We start from the raw sequence: 17,867 nt of genomic DNA, 5'->3' as shown, positions 1-17,867 counted from the left end.
GCGCGCCGCACGATCCATTGGCGCACTAGGGTTGCCAGGTGACCGACGAACCACCCCTGCGCCGTCGGACCGCCGCAAGCCGTACGGGAAACGACACGCACCACGAGCCGTCGGCGCGGCCGGAGCCGTCGGACGCGGGGACCGAACCCACTGGCGGCGAGTCCGTGCCGTTGACCGCCCCACGTGAGGGCACTCCCGAACCGGTGGCGACACCGGACCAACTCACCGAGGTGGTGGCCCGTTTCGCGGCCGGCACCGGTCCGGTGGCCCTGGACGCCGAGCGCGCCTCCGGCTACCGCTACAGCCAACGGGCGTACCTGGTGCAGTTGCGCCGCCAGGGCGCCGGCACCGTGCTGATCGACCCGTTGCCGCTACCCGACCTGAGCACGCTCGACGCGGCGATAGCCGACACGGAGTGGGTGCTGCACGCGGCCAACCAGGATCTGCCCTGCCTCGCCGAGCTGGGGTTGCGACCACGCCGACTGTTCGACACCGAGCTGGCCGCCCGGCTGGCCGGGTTCGAGCGGGTCGGCCTGGCCGCGCTCACCGAGCAGTTGCTCGGGTTCAGCCTGGAGAAGCACCACTCGGCGGCGGACTGGTCCAGCCGGCCGTTGCCGGAGTCCTGGCTCACCTACGCCGCCCTGGACGTGGAGCTGCTGACCGACCTGCGGGACGCGCTCGACGCGGAACTGTCCCGGCAGGGCAAGTCCGCGTGGGCGGCCGAGGAGTTCGCTGCGCTGGTGAACAGCGGGGACCGTCCACCCCGGGTCCGGGCCGACCCGTGGCGGCGCACCTCCGGCATCCACCGGGTACGCGGAGCGCGGGCGCAGGCCCGGGTGCGCTCCCTCTGGTACGCCCGCGACCAGATCGCCGCCCGTCGGGATGCGGCACCGGGGCGGGTCCTGCCCGACTCGGCCATCGTGGCCGCCGCCGAGCTGGACCCGAAGGACGAGAAGACGCTGCTCACCCTGCCCGGTTTCGGCGGTCGGTCGGTACGCCGGCTGGCGCGGACCTGGCTGACGGCGCTGGACGACGCCCGGCAGTTGCCGGACGACGAGTTGCCGGTGACGCCGACGGTGGAGGGCCCGCCACCGCCGCACCGGTGGGCCGAACGGGACCCGGCCGCCGCCGCCCGGCTGGCCCGTTCCCGTGAGGTGGTGCTGCGGGTGGCCGGCGCGCACCATCTGCCGCCGGAGAACCTGATCTCCCCGGACACCATCCGCCGCGTCGCCTGGCAGCCTCCCGAGGAGATCACCGAACACACCGTCGCCGAGGCGCTCCGCAGCCACCACGCCCGGGACTGGCAGATCGACCTCCTCCTCCCCGACCTGGCCGAAGCCCTGACCGCCCCACCCCCACCCCCACCCCCCGCCTCCCCCACCCCACCCGCCTGACCCGCGGTTGATCAAGAGGTTTGCGTCCGGCGGGCGGCCGTTCGCCGACGCAAACCTCTTGATCAACGAGAGCGGCCGTCGGCGAGAGCGGTGAGAGCGGCCGTCGGCGAGAGCGGTGGGGGCGGGGGCGAGGACGGGTGTGGGGTGGGTGTGGGGTGGGTGTGGGGTGGGCCACAGTGGGGACGGCGGCACTGGTTATTACTGGCGAGTAGCATTCGGGGGAAACGCCAGTGCTGGCTAGGAGGCTCAAGTGCCCCGTGAAGTTCGGGATGTCGTCTTCGTGGACGGCGTCCGCACCCCGTTCGGCAAGGCGGGTGGGATGTACGCCAACACCCGCGCCGACGACCTGGTGATCCGATGCATCCGCGAACTGCTGCGCCGCAACCCGCAGCTCCCCCCGGAACGGGTCGAGGAGGTGGCCATCGCCGCCACCACCCAGACCGGTGACCAGGGCCTGACCATCGGCCGTACCGCCGCGTTGCTGGCCGGCCTGCCCAAGACGGTGCCCGGCTTCGCCATCGACCGGATGTGCGCCGGTGCGATGACCGCGGTGACCACCGTCGCCAGCGGCATCGCCGTGGGCGCGTACGACGTCGCGATCGCCGGCGGTGTCGAGCACATGGGCCGCCACCCGATGGGCGAGGGCGTCGACCCGAACCCGCGCATCGTCGCGGAGAAGCTGGTCGACCCGTCCGCGCTGGTGATGGGCTCCACCGCGGAGAACCTGCACGACCGGGTCCCGCACATCACCAAGGAGCGCACCGACGCGTTCGCCCTCGCCTCGCAGCAGAAGACCGCGAAGGCGTACGCCGACGGCAAGTTGCAGGACGACCTGGTGTCGGTGGCGGTCCGCGATCCGGAGACCGGCTGGGGCCTGGCGACCGTGGACGAGGCGCCCCGGGACACCTCCCTGGAGAAGCTGGCCACGCTCAAGACCCCGTTCCGCCCGCACGGCAAGGTGACCGCGGGCAACGCGGCCGGGCTGAACGACGGCGCGACCGCCAGCCTGCTGGTCGCCGAGGACGTCGCCCGTGAGCTGGGCCTGCCGATCGCCATGCGGCTGGTGTCGTACGGCTTCGTCGGCGTCGAGCCCGAGGTGATGGGCGTGGGTCCGATCCCGTCGACCGAGAAGGCGCTGCGCATCGCCGGCCTGACCATCGACGACATCGGCCTGTTCGAGCTGAACGAGGCGTTCGCCGTGCAGGTGCTCGCCTTCCTCGACCATTTCGGCATCGCCGACGACGACCCCCGGGTCAACCAGTGGGGCGGCGCGATCGCCATCGGGCACCCGCTCGCCTCCTCCGGCGTACGGCTGATGACCCAGCTCGCCCGGCAGTTCGCCGAGCACCCGGAGGTCCGCTACGGCCTCACCGCGATGTGCATCGGCATCGGCATGGGCGGCACGGTCATCTGGGAGAACCCGCACTGGGAGGGTGGAGACAAATGAGCCTTGCGGCACCGAACGAGGTGGTCACCAGGGCGCTGCTGCGTCAGGTGAACGTGCCCGGGCTGGACCGCCCGGCCGCCCTGATCACCCTCGACAACGGATTCGACCACACCAAGCCGAACACCTTCGGCCCGGGCGGCCTCACCAGCCTGGACGAGGCGATCAGCGCCGCGCTGGCGGCCGATCCGGCGTTCATCGCGGTGACCGGCAAGCCGTACATCTTCTGTGTCGGCGCGGACATCACCAGTCTGCCGCTGCTGGCGGACCGGGCGCAGGCGCTGGAGATCGGCCGGCTGGGGCACCGGGTCTTCGCCCGGCTCAAGGACAGCCCGGTTCCGACCTTCGCCTTCGTCAACGGGGCGGCGATGGGCGGCGGCCTGGAGCTGGCCCTGCACTGCCACTACCGGACGCTCTCCGGCGGCGCGGCGGCGCTGGCCCTGCCCGAGGTGTCCCTCGGCCTGATCCCGGGTTGGGGCGGCACCCAGCTCCTGCCGAACCTGATCGGCATCCCGGCCGCCACCCAGGTGATCATCCAGAACCCGTTGATGCAGAACAAGATGCTCAAGCCGAAGCAGGCCGCCGAGCTGGGCATCGCCGACGTGCTGCTGGAGCCGGCCGACTTCCTGGAGCGGTCGCTGGAGTGGGCCGCCGGGGTGGTGCGCGGCGAGGTGACCGTCACCCGGCCCGAGGTCGACAAGGACATGTGGGCGGGCGTGCTCTACTTCGCCCGGCAGACCCTGGACCAGCGGCTGCACGGCGCGGTCCCGTCCGCGTACCGGGCGTTGGACCTGCTGGAGACGGCGAAGGACGCCGACTTCGCCACCGGCACCGCCGCCGAGGACGAGGCCCTGGCCGACCTGGTCTTCTCCGAGGAGTTGCGCAGCGGCCTGTACGCCTTCGACCTGGTGCAGCGGCGGGCCAAGCGACCGGCCGGCGCGCCGGACAAGGGGCTGGCCCGTCCGGTGACCAAGGTCGGCATCGTCGGCGCGGGCCTGATGGCCGGTCAGTTGGCGCTGCTGTTCGCCCGCCGTCTCCAGGTGCCGGTGGTGCTCACCGACCTCGACCAGGCTCGGGTGGACAAGGGCGTCGGCTACGTGCACACCCAGATCGAGAAGGCCGTCAGCAAGGGCCGGATGGACAAGGGCACCGCCGCCAAGCTGTACGGCCTGGTGAGCGGCACGGTCGACAAGAGCGCGTTCGCGGACGCCGACTTCGTCATCGAGGCCGTCTTCGAGGACCTCTCCGTCAAGAAGCAGGTCTGGGCCGAGCTGGAGAAGATCGTCCCGGCGGAGGCGGTGCTGGCGACGAACACCTCGTCGCTGTCGATCACGGCGATGGCCGAGGACCTGGAGCACCCGGAGCGGGTGGTCGGCTTCCACTTCTTCAACCCGGTCGCGGTGCTGCCGCTGCTGGAGATCGTCCGCGGCGAGCGGACCGACGACGCCACGCTGGCCACCGCCTTCGCGGTCGGCAAGCAGCTCAAGAAGTCGTCGGTGCTGGTGAAGGACGCCCCGGCGTTCGTGGTCAACCGGCTGCTCACCCGCTTCCTCGGCACCGTCTTCGCCGCCGTGGACGCGGGCACCCCGCTGGAGGTGGCGAACCGCGCGCTGGACCCGCTGGGCCTGCCGATGCGACCGCTGGCACTGCTCCAGCTCGTCGGCCCGGCCGTCGCCCACCACGTCGGCGGCACCCTGCACGCGGCCTTCCCGGACCGGTTCACGGTCAGCGAGAACCTGAAGCGGATCGCGGACTCCGGTCAGCCGATCGTGGTGGACGACGAGATCAACGCCGAGGTGGCGAAGCTGCTGGTGGTCGGCGACCAGCCGCTCACCGAGGAGCAGGTACGCCAGCAGGCGCTCGACGCGCTGGCCCAGGAGATCCGGCTGATGCTGGACGAGGGGGTCGTCGCCGAGGCGCAGGACATCGACCTGTGCATGATCCTCGGTGCCGGGTGGCCGTTCCACCTGGGCGGCGTCACGCCGTACCTGGACCGGACCGGGACCAGTGAGCAGGTCACCGGTCAGCGTTTCCTGCCGCCGGGAGTGGCCAGCCTGACCGGCTGAGCCGACCCGGGTCACGGTGGTCGCCCCGACCGGGGGTTGACCACCGTGACCGGCGGTCTGGGGCAGCGGCGCGTGCGGTCGCTGGCTACCCTTCCGGTTCCACCCTTCACCAGGAGCTGACCGCATGTCCCACCCGGACCAGCACCACTATCCGCCCGGCGGCGGCCCGCACCCGCAGGGCGGCGGCTACCCGCCGGCCGGGGCGTACCCGCAGGCCGGTGGCTACCCACCACCGCCGGGTGCGGGCTATCCGCCACAGTCGGGTGCCGGCTATCCCCCGCCTCCGCAGGCCGGCGGGTACCCCGCGCCCGGCCAGTCGTTCGGCGCCTTCCCGCCGCCCCCACCGCCGAAGAAGTCCCACACCGGGAAGATCGTGCTGATCGTCCTCGCCGTCCTCATGGTGCTCTGCGTGGGCGGTGGCGCGGTCGTCTGGTTCGTGGTCCGGGACACCGTCGGCGAGGCGGTCGACGCCACCCGGACCCGGGTGGTGGCGCCGGAGACGCTGGCCGGCCGACCGAAGGTCACCGAGCCGGAGTTGCAGCAGCTCTCCGAGTCGATGGTCCGGCAACTGAAGTCCTCGATCCAGAACGAGACGAGTGCGGTCGGTGCCTTCTACGGCAATCCGTCGCAGGAGAACCTCGTGATGATCGTGGCCGTCTCCGGGTTGATGTCCGACCCGAAGAAGGAGCTCGACGAGGCGGTCCAGGCCATCTCGACCGAGCTGACGGTCAGCAACATGACGCCGGTCGAGCCGGGCCCACTCGGAGGCGAGGCCCGCTGCGGCGACGGCCGGGCCGACGTGGCGTTGGGCATCTGCGTCTGGGCCGACCGGGGCAGCGTCGGCATGATCGTCATGTTCTTCTCCTCCCGCAACGACGCCGCGTCCGAGTTCCTCACCATCCGGGGCCAGGTCGAACAACGGTCCTGACGTACGCGCCGACGGCCGGGCGGGGTGGATCCCCGCCCGCGCCGGCCCGGTGAGGAGTCAGCCCTCCGTCGGGGAGTGCTCCGCGGCGCTGCGTTCCACGCAGAACTCGTTGCCCTCCGGGTCGGCCAGCACCACCCAGCCCGTGCCGTCCGGCCGGCGGCGGTCGGCGACCCGTGTGGCACCCAGGCCGATCAGGCGTTCCACCTCCTCGTCCCGGGTCCGGTCGGTCGGTTGGAGGTCCAGGTGGATGCGGTTCTTGGCGATCTTGCCCTCGGGGATCCGCTGGAAGAGCATGCCACCGCCGGCCAGGTCCGGGCCGGACAACAGGGCGCACTCCTCGTCCCCCGGCCGGTCGTCCGGGTCGGGCCGCAGCCCGGTGACCTCGGCCCAGAAGGTCGCCATGGTGTACGGGTCGGCACAGTCGACGTCGATCCAACGCACTCGGGAAGCCATGACCCCAACCTCTCATCGGGATCAAGCGATTATTCGCGCGTCGGGTCAGCGCGTGCCCTGCTCCACGGTCGGCGCGGAGTCGGCCGCCGGCAGGTTCACCGTCACCTCCAGGCCGCCCCCGGGCTGCGCCACCGCCGCCACCGTGCCGCCGTGCGCGTCACAGACCGCCCGGACGATGGAGAGGCCGAGGCCCGACCCACGGGCGCCGGTCCGCTCACGGCCGCCACGCCGGAACGGCTCGAACAGCCCCGGTACGTCGGCCGGGTCGACCTCGAATCCGGTGTTGCCCACCACCAGCCACGATCGCTGACCGTCGGAGCCGGTCCGCACCCAGAGCCGCCCGTGCAGGTGGTTGTAGCGGACCGCGTTCTCGATCAGGTTGCCGGCCAACCGGTCCAGCAGCCCGGGGTCGCCGACCACCGGTGCCGGCTGGAGCGAGGTCCGCACGTCCAGCTTGATCCGTTCCACCTCCCGGCGCACCGCGGAGAGCGCGTTGAGCGTGCCGGCGGCCAGGTCGCACTCGGTACGCCGGGCGAGCCGTCGGCCCGTCTGCGCCTCGCTGCGGGCCAGCACCAACAGGGCGTCGACAAGCCCGTTGGCGCGTTCGGAGGCGTCGCGCACCACGGTCGCCATCCGGCGGTACTCGGCCGCGTCCGCGTCGTCGTCGCTGAGCGTCACGTCGATCTCGGTACGCATCACCGCCAGCGGTGTCCGTAACTCGTGCGAGGCGTTGGCGACGAACCGTTTCTGCGACTCGAAGGCGGCACCTATCCGGTCCAGCATCGCGTCGAAGGTGTCGGCCAGCTCGGCCACCTCGTCGTCCGCCCCGGAGTAGCCGATCCGCTGGTGCAGCGTGGTCTCGCCGAGCCGCCGCGCGGTGGCGGTGACCTGGTGCAGTGGCCGCAGCGCCCGCCCCGCCACCGCGTACGCCCCGACCACGCCGACCGCCCCGACCGCCAGCAGCGCGGCCAGCCCCTTCGCCAGCAGCTCGCCGGAGGCCGCGCTGACCAGTTGCCGCTGCCACGCCCCGGCTTCCAGGGTGCTGCCGTCGGCCAGCACCACGGTGGTGCCGGGCAGCAACTCGTCGGTGGGGCGCAGCGCGTCGCGCACCAGCAACCAGGCCAGCAGCAGCAGAATCGCCCCGGCGCCGATCAGCAGGACGCCGTTGAGCAGGGTCAGCCGCAGTCGCAGGGTGGGCCGCAGCCGCAGCCGTGTGACCGGCCCGAGCCCCAGGGCGGGCGTCACGCCGGCCCCTCGGCGGTGCGGTAGCCGGCCCCCACCACGGTCTCGATCAGCGGCGGGTCACCGAGCTTGCGGCGCAGGGTCATCACGGTGACCCGGACGATCGTGGTGAACGGGTCGGTGTTGGCGTCCCAGACCCGTTCCAGCAGTTCCTCGCTGGAGACCACCGCGCCACGGGCCTTGAGCAGCTCGCAGAGCACCCCGAACTCCTTGTTGGTCAGCTCCACCGGCTGCCCGGCCCGGGTGGCGACCCGCCGCGCCGGGTCGACGACCAGGTCGGCCAGTTCCAGCACCGGCGGTGCCGCCGGGGTGGCCCGCCGGCCCAACGCCAGCACCCGGGCCACCAGTTCGTCGAAGGCGAACGGCTTGGGCAGGTAGTCGTCGGCGCCGAGTTGCAGGCCCTCGACCCGGTCGGCGACCGTGCCGCTGGCGGTGAGCATCAGCACCCGGGTCAGCGCGCCGGACGCGGCCAGCTCGGCGCAGATCTGGTCACCGTGCATGCCGGGCAGGTCACGGTCGAGCACCACCACGTCGTACCGGGTGACGAAGGCCATTTCGTGTCCGCTGTCGCCGTCGTACGCGACATCCACCGCCATGCCGCGTTTGCGTAGACCGCGCGCGATCGCGTCAGCGAGGTTGCGCTCGTCCTCGACCACCAGTACCCGCATGTCACGCCCCTTTTCCGCCGGTGACCACCCGACAACCTAGCGCCGGCCGCCAAGTCGATGTGCCGCGCCGAGCGGTGTCACCCCGGAAGTCGCCAGACGCCGAAGTCGCCGTCGGCGCGACGGCAGGCGACGAGGTCGTGGCGGGCCTGGCATTCGCCCCGCGCCCCGACCAGCACGTCGATCGGCCGGGCCCGGTCCTCGTCGGGGTGTAGTCGGGCCAGCACCACACCGACGTCGGGCACCGGTCGCACGGCGAGCAGGTGCGGCGCGTACTCGTAACGCTGGACCTGCTCCCACGAACCGTGGTCGACGAGCAGCGCCCCGGTCGTCATGTCGAAGGTAGCCAACTCCATCGTCCCCTCGGCCCACCCGGACAGGACCAGCGCACGCCGCGCCCCCACCAGCAGGAGGTCGGCGATGTTCCGGTTGTCCCACCCGGCGGCGCCGGTGGCCGGGTCGAGGACCTGCACCCCGCCGCTGGCCGGAAAGGCGCAGAGCAGTGCGGCGCAGGCAGTGACGTGATAGATCGTCGGCACGGTGGTCTGCCAGAGCGGGACCAGCCCGTCGACCGCGTAGGCGGCGACGGTGTTCGAGTTTCGGACCACCGCCACCAGGTCGCCGACCACCCACGCCGACTGGTAGCCGGCCGGGTCGTCGGCGGGCGGCGGCAGGCGGTGCCGGACCTCCCCGGTCTCCGGGTCACGCACCTCGACGCCGCCGTCGAGTGTGGAGACCACGATCGCGTCGACCACACCGTCGCGCAGCCGGTAGTCGACGCTGGACGCGGAGAGCGGAATGGACCACAGCTCACGGGCGCTCGGCAGCTCGATCATCCGTAGCGTGTTCGGCGCGCTCTCGCGATGGGTCCGCAGCAGTGCGCGGCGGGGGTCGTCGAACATCGCCACGCCCGGCTCGCGCCAGCGTTCCTGACCGGTACGCGCGTCGAGCAGCACGCTCTGGCTGCTCTCGGTCTCCTCGGCGGACATCGAGACCAGCACCCCGCCGCCGGCGACGGGCTGCGCCCGGAAGACCCGATGGCCGTACGCCAGTCGGGTCCGCCAGGACGGCGTGAGTGTCGGCGGCGCACCGATGGCCTTCTCGGGATAGGGGAAGGCGAGCAGTTCGGGGTGGCCGTCGGTGACCTCGGTGCCCGGGATGACGGCGAAGATCTGGTCCGCCGCGAGGAGCAGGTTGGCACCGAGTGGCACCGGCACCGTCGCGTACACCCGGGGGGTCGGCGGCGCGGCTCCGGCCATCGACACCAGCACGACCACCGCGAGCAACGCGGCCCCCCAGCGGCGCGAACCGGCGACGATACGGCGGCGTCTCGGCGGCTGGTAGGTCGGCTCGGTGAGGTCACCGAGGTCGATCACCGTCACGGTCGTCCTTCCTCCGGCGCGCCGACGCGGCCCTCACGGCCGTCGGCGGCCCCGGCGACCGCCTGTACGATGGCCCGTCGTGGCTGTGCCGGTGATTGATTCCTCGTTGAACCCTGCCCCCGAGACCGTCGAGGCGGAGTCAGCGACACGACCTCGCCGACGCGGGCCGACGCGCGTCGACGTGTTGGCCATCGGAGCCTACGTGCTGCTCGGTGTCCTCGTCTGCCTCTACTACTGGGTGGACGTGCAGAACCGCGTCTCGTCACATCTGCCCACCGACCACAGTTGGTTCGAGTGGTTGTTCTCGCACGGTGCGTACTCGGTGATGCACCTGGAGAACCCGCTCTTCAGCACCAGGCAGAACGCCCCCGACGGGGTGAACATGATGGCCAACACCTCGCTGCTCGGGGTGACCCTGCCGCTGGCTCCGCTCACCTGGCTGCTCGGCCCGCAGGTGGTGTACGCGCTCTACCTGGGCGGTGCGCTGGCGGCCACCGCCGCCACCTCGTACTGGATGCTCTCCCGGCACCTGGTGCGCTCCCGGGCCGCCGCCTTCGTCGGCGGCGCGTTCCTCGGCTTCGCCCCCGGCATCGTGCACCACGCCAACGGCCAACCGAACTTCGTCTCCAACTTCCTGCTGCCGCTGATCGTGGTGCGGGTGTTCCGGCTGACCGAGCCCGGCCGGTGGCGGCGCAACGGGCTGGTGCTGGGCCTGCTGGTGGCGTACCAGATCTTCATCAACGAGGAGATGCTGCTGCTCACGGCGCTGGCCTGCCTGGTCGTCGTGATCGCGTACGCGATCATGCGCCCGCGTACGGCGCGGGCCCGCGCCGGTACGTTCGGTGCCGGGCTGGGCTTCGGTGGTGGCGTCGCCCTGCTGCTCACCGCCTACCCGATCTGGTACCAGTTCAACGGCCCGCAGTCCTACCGGGGCCTGCAGGGCGGGGTGTTCCACAGTTGGGGCGAGGACATCGTCGCCTTCGTCACCTTCCCGCGCGACACCATCGCCGGCAACGAGGCGGTGGAGGCGACCATCGGGATGACCGAGCAGAACACCTGGTTCGGCTGGCCGATGGTGCTGTTCACGGTGGTGGCGCTGGCGCTGCTGGTGCGCCGGTCGCTGGTGGCCCGGATCATCGCCGTGCTGGTGGTGCTCTTCTCGGTGGCCTCGCTCGGACCGGAGATCCGGTTCAACGGCGAACTCACCGGCATCGCCGGCCCGTGGTCGTACATCTCGGAGGACGTACCGCTGGTCGAGATGATGATGCCGACGCGGCTGACGCTGGTCACCACCGCCGCGCTCGGTGTCCTGCTCGCCCTGGCCTGGGACGCGGTGGCCGGCAACCGCCGGTCTCCGGTGCCGGCACCGCGCTCCGGCGAACCCGTGCCCGCCACCGCCACCGCCGGCTCCCGGCCGCGCTGGCAGCGCGGCGTCGGGTACGCGGCCATCTCGCTGGCCGTGCTGCCGCTGTTCCCCACCCCGCTGCCGGCGAAGGAGGTCGACCCGCCGCCGACCTTCATCACCTCGGGCGCCTGGCGGCCGTACGTGCCGGAGGGCCGCACGCTGGTGCCGGTGCCCATCCCGAGCAACGTGCACGGACTGTCCACGTTGCGCTGGAGCGCGTTGACCCAGCACGAGTTCCCGATCCCGGCGGGCTACTTCATCGGCCCCAACCTCGACGGCGAGGGTGTCTTCGGCGCACCGAACCGGCCCACCAGCACCCTCGTCTACCGCTCCATGGACGCCGGTGAGGTGCCCGAGCTGACCGACGAGAACCGTCAGCAGGCGGTCGAGGACCTGCGCTTCTGGCGGGCCTCGGTGGTGGTGCTCGGTGCCCACCCCCGGGAGGCCGTGCTGCGGGACCTGCTGACCGGCCTGCTCGGTGAGCCGCAGCGGGTGGACGACGTCTGGCTCTGGGACGTCCGCGACCGCGTCTGACGCGCGCTCCGGGTTGTAAGGAGGGGTCCCCTGCTATACACGAGGCGTTAGCAGGGGACCCCTCCTTACACCTCAGGCGCAGCGGGCAGCGGCTCGGATACGTGCGCGGTGACGATGCGCCAGCCGACGGGCAGGCGTACCCAGGTCTGGGTCTGTCGGCCGGTGGCGGCCGTGCCGACGTAGCCGAACCGGGTGGTGACGACCGCGAGGTCGAGGCCGAAGGTGGTGATCACCGGGTCGACCAGCCGGCGACCCGGTGGCAACGGCGGCTGCGCGGCCCGCCATTTCCGCTGTTCCTCAAGGCCGTACTGGTGGTCGGCGAGGCCGAAGCGCACCGTCCGGTCAGAGTCCCAGAAGTAGCCGCAGATCCGCTCCGCGTCCCCGTCGACCAGGGCCTGCTCGTAGCCGGCGAAGGCGGTCGTGACCTCGGCCACCACGTCGGCACGGTCGATCTCCATCGGGTTCGTCCTCTCCAGTCGGGACCGGCAGTGGGCGGCGGAGTGTCCCCGGTCGGGCGGCGGGACCTGCCGCCCGACCGGGGACACCACCTCAGCCACTCACCGCCGCCTCGCGGGTGTCGTCGTCCGCCGGGGCGGCACCGGCCGGACGGCCCGGCGCGGTGACCGATTCGGCGGGTACGTCCTTTGCGCGGGAAGGAGTGCCGCCGTGCGGGCGGTCCAGCTCGGCCTCCTCCGGCGCGGGCACCCGGGGCGGGTGCGACCCGAGCGCGACGATTCCGCAGATCACCGCCACGAAGAGGTAGCCGAGGGCCACCTGCCCGTTGGCGTTCCACCGGACCTCCTCGCCATGGATCAGACCGATGAAGGCGAGCACCGCGCCCGACGCGGCGAACACGGCCGCGTGCACGAAGCGTTTGTCGATGATGAACGCCACGATCGCGCCGAGCACCAGACCGGCGAGGATGGCCCCTTCACCGAGTATCCGCAGCCCGTCGTAGACCACCCCGGCACCGGCGAGCGCCTCGTCGCCGACCTCGGCAGCGGTGGTGCCGGCCGCCGCCAGCACGTTGTTCATCTGCCCGGTCGCCCACGCCGCGATGTTGGGGATCAGCGCCGCCACGACCGCCGCCGCGTGGGCCCGAGGCGTGGCCTGGAACGCCTGCGCGCCGATCAGCAGTCCGATGTAGAGCAGGATCGGCACGATCGCCGCGGTCGGGAAGATCGCACCGAGCAGGGAGAACATCCCGAGGAAGCAGAGCAGCGCGATGACCACCCCGGTCGCCATCGAGTAGCCGGTCCGGCCTCCGGCGGCCTTCCAGCCGGGATGCCCGACGTACACGGCGGGCGGAAAGGGTGAACCGAGGGCCGCACCGACCACCGCCCCGGCGCCGTCGGCGAGCAGGACACTGCGCAGGTTGTAGTTGTCCCCGGCGGTGGCGGCGCTCTCCACGTTGGTCATCGCCTCGGTGAAGTTGTAGACCCCGAGCGGGATCGCGGTAGCCAGCAGTGGCGCCATGTCGGACAGGCCACGTCCCAGCAGGTCGAGTTGGAACGTGGGGAGGGCGACGGCGATGTCGCGCGCCGCCGCTGTCACGTCCGGCACCGACATCGCCCCACCGAGCCAGCCGATCGCCGTACCCAGCAGCAGGGCGGCCAGCCCGATCGGGAAGTTGAACGGCAGTCTCACGTCGGTGAGCAGTCCGATCAGCAGCAGCGCGAGGACCGGCAGAGCGATCCAGGCCATCCGCCACATCTGCCCTGCCGGGTTCATCGAGATGAAGGTGATGCTGATGCCGGCCAGCGTGCCGAGCAACGCGGCGCGGGGGGTGTACCGGCGGATGTACGGCCCGACGAACGCACCGACCAGCACGATCACGCCGATGATGAACGCCCACGCCAGCCCGGCCGCCCAGGCCCGCGTCGGGTCACCGGTACTCAGGAAGATCGGCAGCATGATGACGAAGATGACGATGAACATGTGCGGCACGCTCGGCCCGTACGGCAGGGCGGTCACGTCGGCACGCCCCTCCCGTCGGGCCAGGCGGCGGGCCAGGTGGGTGTAGTAGATGTTGCCGGCGACCAGGGCGATGCCGAGGGCCGGCAGGATCGTGCCGAACACCTCCCGTTCGGGCAGGTTCACCACGAAGATGCAGAGCCCGGTCAGAGTGAGCACGTTGACCAGGACGTTGACGCCGAAGCCGAAGAACGCGTTGGTGTCACCGCGCACCCAGTACGGCAGGCGTGGCGGGGATGTCGTGGTGGGTTGCATGGGCTGCTCCCGGTCAGGAGGAGGCGTACGACGAGGGGGTGGTGGGCAGCACGGCGAGTACGTCCGTCGAGTCGGCCACCCAGCCGAAGATGCCGCCCTGGGCGGCGATCATGTCGAGTCCGGCCCGGTGGAACTCCGGGAAGTAGGACCCGACGCAGTCGGCGAGCACGAGGCACTCGTACCCGCGGTCGTTCGCCTCCCGGACGGTGGTGTGCACGCACACCTCGGTGGTGACACCGGTGACCAGGAGACTGTCGATCTTCTGTTCGGCGAGCAGGTCCCCCAGGCCGGTGGCGTGGAAGGCGCCCTTGCCTGGCTTGTCGACGACCGGCTCGCCGGGCAGCGGCGCCAGCTCGTCGACGATGTCGTGGCCGTACTCGCCCCGGATCAGGATCCGGCCGTTGGGCCCGGGGTCGCCGATGCGCATGCGGGGGGCACCCCGCTGGAGCTTGGCCGGTGGGCAGTCGGAGAGGTCCGGCAGGTGGCCTTCGCGGGTGTGCACGACGGTCATGCCGGCGGCACGGGCGGCGGCCAGCAGCGCGCCCAGCGGCGCGATGGTGCGCCGCAGCCGGCTGACGTCGTTACCCAGGCTCTCGCCGAAACCGCCCGGTTCCAGGAAGTCGCGCTGCATGTCGATGACGAGCAGCGCCGTGGTCGTGAGGTCGAAGGTGTACGGGAAGGGTCGCGCGGCGGCGATGGTCGGCATTGGTCCACCTCACCCGGTCGTGGCGGCGATGACGTCGTCGGAGGTGGCCACGCAGCCGAAGACGCCGCCCTGCATGGTCACCATGTGCAGGGCGGCCTCGTGATTGCCCTTGTCGGTGGCGCCGGTGCAGTCCGACAGGATCAGGCACTCGTAGCCCCGGTCGTTCGCCTCGCGCATCGTGGTGTGCACGCAGACGTCGGTGGTGATGCCGGTGAGGATCAGGTGGGTGATGCCCCGGGTACGCAGCACCAGGTCCAGGTTGGTGGCATAGAAGGCGCCTTTGCCCGGCTTGTCCACGACCACCTCGCCGGGGGCCGGGGCGACCTCGGGCACGATCTCCCATCCCGGTTCGCCCTTGACGAGGATCCGGCCGCAGGGCCCGGCTCCGCCGATCTCGGCGCCGATCCGGGCCGAGCGCCAGCGCTTGTTCGGCGGCAGGTCGGACAGGTCGGGGTCGTGTCCCTCACGGGTGTGCACGACCAGCATGCCGAGCGAACGGACGTGCGTCAGCAGCCGGGCGGTAGCCGGCAGGCCGGCCCGGGTGAGGCCGATGTCGTAGCCCATCGCGTCGACGTAGCCGCCCGGCCCGCAGAAGTCGGTCTGCCAGTCCACGCAGAGCAGTGCGGTACGCACGGTGTCGACCGTGCCGTCGTACGGCCACGGGTAGGGGTTCGCCGGTACCGGACCGATCGTTGCCATCGCTCCTCCTGTCCTGCTCAGGCGGCGTCGCCGCCGTTGACCGTCGGGCGGCGGTGTGAGGAGGGGTCCCCTGCTATGCACGAGGCGTTAGCAGGGGACCCCTCCTTACACGTCAACCGCCGGTACGCGCGCCACCCACCGGTGGCGCTGATGTCCTCGGCCTCCGGGCCGGCCGCGTACGCCTCGCAGAGGAACCCGAGCACGTGCCGCCCGTCGTGCAGCCGCACCCAGCCGAGCGAGAGCGGGGCCGGCACCCCGGCCAGGAATCCGCCCACTGCCGAGGTCGGCAGCGACCAGAGTTCGACTTCGATTCCGTGACCGTCGGGGGTGGCTGAGGCGACCCGGACCAGGCCGGGCAATCCTTCGCCGTCCGGGGTCGGCATCCGGTACAGCCGGTAGAGCGGTGCGGTGCGGGTGGTGCCGGCGAGGGTGGCCCCGAGGTCGGTCAGGTCGGTGTTGCGCGACTCCCCGCTCAGGTGCCGCCCGACCACGGCGATCAGCACCTCCCTGCGGCCTGTCGGTACCCCACCTCCCCGGATCGGCGGCGCGGCCCCGTTGCCCGACGTGCTCTCGGCCACCGGGTGCGCGTCGGCTCCGGCACAGGCGGCGGCGAGCCGGGCCAGTGTGGTGTCGCTGAAGGCCGGGCCGATCAGGGTCAGGCTGGCCGGTCGACCGTCGGCGGTGAATCCGTTCGGCACGGTCACCGCCGCCAGGTCGAGCAGGTTCGCGAACTGGGTGTACCGGCCGAGTACCGCGTTGCGTCCGATCGGGTCCTCGGCGACCTCCGCGAGCGTGAAGGTGGTGCCGACGGTCGGCACCACCAGCACGTCCATCTCCTGCCACCACCGGTCGACCTCGGCCCGCAACTCACGGAGCCGGTGTCGGCCCCGGAAGGCGTCGACGGCGTCGTAACGCCGCCCGGTCTCCAACACGGTCCGGGTGACCGGGAGGACCGACTCCGGATGCGTCCGCAGGAAGTCGTCCAGCCCGGCGAGCCGCTCGGCCACCCAGGGGCCCTGGTAGAGGAGGTCTCCGGCAGCCAGGAAGGGAGCCAGCGGCACCTGCCGCACGGTGTCGACCAGGTCCCGCAGGCGGTGCACGCCGGCCGCGAACCGGACCGCCTGCCCGGCATCGCCGAAGAACTCCAGGTCTGCGGTCCGGGGTACGCCGAGGCGGAGCGTCTCCGGTGCCCGGGACGCCAGACTCGCGGCCGGCAGTGGACGTCCCCAGGGGTCGGCTGTGGTCACGGCGCGAGCGGCGTGCAGCACCTCCGTGGCGTCCGCGACGTCGGTGGCGAAGACCGAGACGCAGTCCAGCGAGCGGCAGGCCGGCACCACACCGGCGGTGCTGAGCAGCCCTCGGGTGGGTTTGAGGCCGACGATCCCGTTCAGCGCGGCCGGAACCCGGCCGGAGCCGGCGGTGTCCGTGCCGAGGGCGAAGGTGACCTGACCGGTGGCGACCGCGACCGCCGAGCCGGAGCTGGACCCGCCGGAGACGAGACCGCCACCGAACACGCTCTCGACGCTGCCGTACGGGGATCGCGAGCCGGTCAGGCCGGTGGCGAACTGGTCGAGGTTGGTCTTGCCGACCAGCAGGGCACCGGCGTCGAGGAGCCGGCGTACCACCGGTGCGTCCTCGGTGGCGCGGTACCCGAAGTCGGGGCAGCCGGCCGTGGTGACCATGCCGGCGACGTCGATGTTGTCCTTCACCGCGAACGGGATCCCGTACAGCGGCAGTGTCTGCGGGTCGGTGTCGGCCAGTACGGCGGCACGGGCCCGCAGGTCGTCGGGGGACACGGTGCTGATCCAGACCGGTTCACCGGCTCGACCGGCCAGTCCTTCGAGGACGGTCTCGGTCAGGTCGACGGGGGTGAGACGGTGCTCGCGGTACGCCGACCGCAATTCCGAGATCGATCCGATCCGCTCCGGCATACAGTCGATTGTCGACCGTTCTGTTTCGAGAGCCGACGCCGAACGTAACGACGGCATGACGCCGCTCCCGATCCGCTACCCCAGGTACGACCGCGCTCCGTGCACCGAGAGAGCGGCGAGGACCACCTCCGGGTCTCCCCCGGCCACCGCCTCGAAGAGCCGCTCGTGCCGGTGCACACCGTCCAGGGGTTGCGCCTGCTCCGCCTCGCGGCGCAGGTTGATGGCCATGTAGAGCTGCAACTTCACCAGGATCGAGTCGTACACCCCGGAGAGCTGACGGTTGCCGGCCAGCGCCACCAACGCGACGTGGAACGCGCGGTGCGACTCGGCGACCGCCAACCGGTCACCCGCGCGCGTCGCCTCCCGCATCCGGTCCAGCGCCGCCCGCAACCCGACCAGGTCGCTCTCCCGGCCCACCGGGATCGCTGCCCGGACCGCGAACCGCTCCAGCACGTCGCGCACCTCGTACAGTTCCTGCACGTCCCGGTCGGAGAGGGTGGCGACGCGGACCCCGCGCCGGGGCACGTGCTCGACCAACCCCCGCTGCGCCAGCAGGCGCAACGCCTCGCGTAACGGCGCCCGGCTGATCCCCAGCCGCCGGGTCAACTGCTCCTCCACCAGGCGCTCACCCGGCTCGCTCCGTCCGCTGAGGAGTTCCCGGGTCAGCCGGGAGACGGCGAGGTCCACCAGACTGACACTCTCCAGCTCACCGTCCATCGGCGTCGCGGCCACGTCGCTCACCCCGACGAGTCTGCCATCCGGCGGAGAGGCGACCGGCGCGGGCGCACC

The 17,867-nt window shown here is 71.9% G+C and carries 15 protein-coding genes; 5 read left to right on the top strand and 10 right to left on the bottom strand.

Annotation, left to right across the window (positions count from 1 at the left end; genetic code table 11):
* The first annotated feature begins 38 nt into the window (after nucleotides 1-38).
* The 4 genes from HUT12_RS08970 to HUT12_RS08955 all read left to right on the top strand — a co-directional run bounded on the left by HUT12_RS08970 (nucleotide 39) and on the right by HUT12_RS08955 (nucleotide 5,832).
* A complete protein-coding gene (locus HUT12_RS08970) occupies nucleotides 39-1,394 on the top strand; it encodes a ribonuclease D (RefSeq protein WP_176093080.1) in 1,356 nt (451 codons plus the stop codon).
* 250 nt (nucleotides 1,395-1,644) lie between these two features.
* Nucleotides 1,645-2,841: an acetyl-CoA C-acyltransferase gene (locus HUT12_RS08965; RefSeq protein WP_176093079.1), complete on the top strand. Its 1,197-nt coding sequence runs from the start codon at nucleotides 1,645-1,647 to the stop codon at nucleotides 2,839-2,841.
* Nucleotides 2,838-4,904, top strand: coding sequence for a 3-hydroxyacyl-CoA dehydrogenase NAD-binding domain-containing protein (locus tag HUT12_RS08960; RefSeq protein ID WP_176093078.1), 2,067 nt, complete (start codon nucleotides 2,838-2,840; stop codon nucleotides 4,902-4,904). Before HUT12_RS08965 ends, HUT12_RS08960 begins: the two co-directional genes overlap by 4 nt.
* A 124-nt stretch (nucleotides 4,905-5,028) precedes the next feature.
* Nucleotides 5,029-5,832 (top strand): hypothetical protein, encoded by an 804-nt coding sequence (locus HUT12_RS08955; RefSeq protein ID WP_176093077.1) that lies wholly within the window; start codon nucleotides 5,029-5,031, stop codon nucleotides 5,830-5,832.
* A 57-nt stretch (nucleotides 5,833-5,889) separates the two neighbouring features.
* Here the strand turns inward: HUT12_RS08955 and HUT12_RS08950 are convergent, their stop codons facing one another.
* The 4 genes from HUT12_RS08950 to HUT12_RS08935 all read right to left on the bottom strand — a co-directional run bounded on the left by HUT12_RS08950 (nucleotide 5,890) and on the right by HUT12_RS08935 (nucleotide 9,574).
* The gene (locus HUT12_RS08950) at nucleotides 5,890-6,285 is read right to left on the bottom strand and encodes a VOC family protein (protein ID WP_176093076.1); all 396 of its coding nucleotides are present in this window, start codon (nucleotides 6,283-6,285) and stop codon (nucleotides 5,890-5,892) included.
* A 45-nt stretch (nucleotides 6,286-6,330) separates the two neighbouring features.
* Nucleotides 6,331-7,530, bottom strand: a complete 1,200-nt coding sequence (locus HUT12_RS08945; protein WP_236145613.1) for a cell wall metabolism sensor histidine kinase WalK — start codon at nucleotides 7,528-7,530, stop codon at nucleotides 6,331-6,333.
* Nucleotides 7,527-8,195, bottom strand: a complete 669-nt coding sequence (locus HUT12_RS08940) for a response regulator transcription factor (protein WP_176093075.1) — start codon at nucleotides 8,193-8,195, stop codon at nucleotides 7,527-7,529. Before HUT12_RS08940 ends, HUT12_RS08945 begins: the two co-directional genes overlap by 4 nt.
* A gap of 77 nt (nucleotides 8,196-8,272) precedes the next feature.
* On the bottom strand, nucleotides 8,273-9,574 hold the full coding sequence (locus tag HUT12_RS08935) for a PQQ-binding-like beta-propeller repeat protein (RefSeq protein ID WP_176093074.1): 1,302 nt from the start codon (nucleotides 9,572-9,574) through the stop codon (nucleotides 8,273-8,275).
* Between the two features lie 79 nt (nucleotides 9,575-9,653).
* Between HUT12_RS08935 and HUT12_RS08930 the strand changes: the two genes are divergently transcribed.
* The gene (locus HUT12_RS08930; RefSeq protein WP_176093073.1) at nucleotides 9,654-11,513 is read left to right on the top strand and encodes a hypothetical protein; all 1,860 of its coding nucleotides are present in this window, start codon (nucleotides 9,654-9,656) and stop codon (nucleotides 11,511-11,513) included.
* A 65-nt stretch (nucleotides 11,514-11,578) separates the two neighbouring features.
* Here HUT12_RS08930 and HUT12_RS08925 read toward each other — a convergent pair whose 3' ends face one another.
* From HUT12_RS08925 to HUT12_RS08900, 6 genes are all read right to left on the bottom strand, one after another.
* A complete protein-coding gene (locus HUT12_RS08925) occupies nucleotides 11,579-12,070 on the bottom strand; it encodes an AtzH-like domain-containing protein (RefSeq protein WP_254876753.1) in 492 nt (163 codons plus the stop codon).
* Entirely contained in the window at nucleotides 12,063-13,742 is a 1,680-nt protein-coding gene (locus HUT12_RS08920) for a regulator (RefSeq protein WP_176093072.1), read from the bottom strand. Before HUT12_RS08920 ends, HUT12_RS08925 begins: the two co-directional genes overlap by 8 nt.
* 13 nt (nucleotides 13,743-13,755) lie before the next feature.
* Nucleotides 13,756-14,448 carry a cysteine hydrolase family protein gene (locus HUT12_RS08915; RefSeq protein WP_176093071.1) on the bottom strand — a complete coding sequence of 231 codons (693 nt, stop codon included), beginning with the start codon at nucleotides 14,446-14,448 and terminating at the stop codon, nucleotides 13,756-13,758.
* Between the two features lie 9 nt (nucleotides 14,449-14,457).
* The gene (locus HUT12_RS08910) at nucleotides 14,458-15,147 is read right to left on the bottom strand and encodes a cysteine hydrolase family protein (RefSeq protein WP_131053364.1); all 690 of its coding nucleotides are present in this window, start codon (nucleotides 15,145-15,147) and stop codon (nucleotides 14,458-14,460) included.
* A gap of 17 nt (nucleotides 15,148-15,164) precedes the next feature.
* A complete protein-coding gene (gene atzF, locus HUT12_RS08905) occupies nucleotides 15,165-17,078 on the bottom strand; it encodes an allophanate hydrolase (RefSeq protein WP_176093070.1) in 1,914 nt (637 codons plus the stop codon).
* A 75-nt stretch (nucleotides 17,079-17,153) separates the two neighbouring features.
* Complete coding sequence (locus HUT12_RS08900) at nucleotides 17,154-17,819, bottom strand: GntR family transcriptional regulator (RefSeq protein WP_131053366.1); 666 nt, start codon at nucleotides 17,817-17,819, stop codon at nucleotides 17,154-17,156.
* Between the last annotated feature and the right edge of the window lie 48 nt (nucleotides 17,820-17,867).

It is taken from the genome of Verrucosispora sp. NA02020, assembly GCF_013364215.1.
Taxonomy (GTDB): domain Bacteria; phylum Actinomycetota; class Actinomycetes; order Mycobacteriales; family Micromonosporaceae; genus Micromonospora.
This window is presented reverse-complemented; position numbering and strand designations above follow the sequence as displayed.

Excerpts from the sequence above, each read along its gene's own strand:
- HUT12_RS08960 (WP_176093078.1), top strand. The coding sequence starts at position 2,838 with ATGAGCCTTGCGGCACCGAACGAGGTGGTCACCAGGGCGCTGCTGCGT.
- HUT12_RS08950 (WP_176093076.1), bottom strand. The coding sequence starts at position 6,285 with ATGGCTTCCCGAGTGCGTTGGATCGACGTCGACTGTGCCGACCCGTAC.
- HUT12_RS08920 (WP_176093072.1), bottom strand. The coding sequence starts at position 13,742 with ATGCAACCCACCACGACATCCCCGCCACGCCTGCCGTACTGGGTGCGC.
- HUT12_RS08910 (WP_131053364.1), bottom strand. The coding sequence starts at position 15,147 with ATGGCAACGATCGGTCCGGTACCGGCGAACCCCTACCCGTGGCCGTAC.
- HUT12_RS08940 (WP_176093075.1), bottom strand. The coding sequence starts at position 8,195 with ATGCGGGTACTGGTGGTCGAGGACGAGCGCAACCTCGCTGACGCGATC.
- HUT12_RS08915 (WP_176093071.1), bottom strand. The coding sequence starts at position 14,448 with ATGCCGACCATCGCCGCCGCGCGACCCTTCCCGTACACCTTCGACCTC.
- atzF (WP_176093070.1), bottom strand. The coding sequence starts at position 17,078 with ATGCCGGAGCGGATCGGATCGATCTCGGAATTGCGGTCGGCGTACCGC.
- HUT12_RS08955 (WP_176093077.1), top strand. The coding sequence starts at position 5,029 with ATGTCCCACCCGGACCAGCACCACTATCCGCCCGGCGGCGGCCCGCAC.